Origin of the sequence: Streptomyces phytophilus (genome assembly GCF_013870535.1) — a bacterium.
GTDB lineage: Bacteria > Actinomycetota > Actinomycetes > Streptomycetales > Streptomycetaceae > Streptomyces > Streptomyces phytophilus.
In genome coordinates this window covers 1-1,358 of the sequence record NZ_JACBXC010001479.1, presented here as the reverse complement: position 1 = coordinate 1,358, position 1,358 = coordinate 1, and the positions used below count along the sequence as shown (strand labels likewise).

Genomic DNA, 1,358 nt, shown 5'->3' with positions numbered 1-1,358 from the left:
CGCCGCTCGTACGCCTCGCGGGCGTCGAGCAGTTCGTCCCAGTGCTCCGCCGCCCACGCGCACGCCGCGCGCAGCGGCTCCAGCATGCTCCGCCCCAGCGGCGTCAGCGCGTACTCCACCCGCTGCGGCAGTCCCTCGTACACCGTCCGCGCCACCAGCCCGTCGCGCTCCAGGGACCGCAGCGAGCGCGTCATCATCTTGGGCGTCACCCGCCGCAGCGGGACGCGGAGTTCGGAGTAGCGCCGCGGTCCGTCCTCCAGGCACACGAGGATCAGGCCGGCCCACTTGTCGCCGAAGCGGAACGGCAGGACCGACGACGGGCACAGCTCGTCGAACATGTCGGGGCGCAGCGGCTCGCTCATCCCGCCAGCGTAGGCGGCGTTCCCGGTATCCCGGAGGAAACCGCGGGCCCGGTTAGCGTGCGGCGCACGACGACGGACGGCCGGCGGTGGCCGATGACCGGGAGGCAGCGGATGGGCAGGATCGTGGTGTTCGGGGCGGGTGGCAGGGCCGGTCGCCGGGCGGTGGCGGAGGCGCGGCGGCGCGGGCACGAGGTGGTGGCCGTCGTACGGGACCCGGTGAAGCACGCGGGCGTCGGAGGCGAGGGCGTACGGCTCGTGGCCGGCGACGCGGCGGACGCCGACGGGGTGGCGGCCGCGGCCGCCGGCTGCACCGCCGCGATCGCCGCGGCGGCGGTGTACGGGGAGGGCACGGACCCGGACGCCTTCTTCCGCGGCTCGGCGAAGGCGCTGGTGGCCGGGCTCCCCCGGGCGGGGGTGCCGCGGCTGGTGCTCGTCGGGCTGGCGTCGCTGCTGCCGGACGCGACGGGCCGCCGGCTCCTCGACGATCCGGCGTTCCCGGCGGAGTTCCGCCCCTTCTGCGAGGCCCACGCGGCGGGCCTGGAGGTCCTCCGTTCGGCGCCGCCGGAGCTGGACTGGCTCTACGTCAGCCCGGCGGGCGACTTCGACCACGGCGCCGGCCGCACGGACCACGGCTACCGCGTGCACCCCCACGGCGACCCCGGGGAGCGCATCTCGTACCCGGACTTCGCGGTCGCCCTGCTGGACGAGGCGGAGTCGCCGCGCCACAGCCGTACGCACCTGGCGGTGACCGAGGCCCGCTGACGGCCGCAGGCCGCCCCCGCGGGGCCCGCTCCCGTCCTCTCGCCCCGCTCACCGTGCCCGGTCGCGGAACACGTGCCGGTACGTCCGCGGCGACACCCCGGTCTGCCGGGCGAACTGGTGCCGCAGGTTCGCCGCGCTCCCCAGCCCCGCGCGCCGCGCGACCGCCTCCACCGGCACGTCCGTGGTCTCCAGCAGCTCCTGCGCCAGCCGGACCCGCTCCTGGAGCAGCCACTG

At 77.0% G+C, this 1,358-nt stretch carries 3 protein-coding genes; 1 reads left to right on the top strand and 2 read right to left on the bottom strand.

Annotated elements, in window-relative coordinates:
• A partial coding sequence (locus tag H5J30_RS33535; protein WP_181791523.1) for a winged helix-turn-helix transcriptional regulator occupies nucleotides 1–362 on the bottom strand: 362 nt, incomplete at its 3' end.
• 111 nt (nucleotides 363–473) lie between these two features.
• On the opposite strand from H5J30_RS33535, the gene H5J30_RS33530 reads away from it, so the two are divergent.
• Nucleotides 474–1,124: an NAD(P)-dependent oxidoreductase gene (locus H5J30_RS33530; protein ID WP_181791521.1), complete on the top strand. Its 651-nt coding sequence runs from the start codon at nucleotides 474–476 to the stop codon at nucleotides 1,122–1,124.
• A 48-nt stretch (nucleotides 1,125–1,172) separates the two neighbouring features.
• Here H5J30_RS33530 and H5J30_RS33525 read toward each other — a convergent pair.
• A partial coding sequence (locus H5J30_RS33525; protein ID WP_181791519.1) for a helix-turn-helix domain-containing protein occupies nucleotides 1,173–1,358 on the bottom strand: 186 nt, incomplete at its 5' end.

Coding starts and splice junctions, on each gene's coding strand:
- H5J30_RS33530 (WP_181791521.1), top strand. CDS start 474: ATGGGCAGGATCGTGGTGTTCGGGGCGGGTGGCAGGGCCGGTCGCCGG.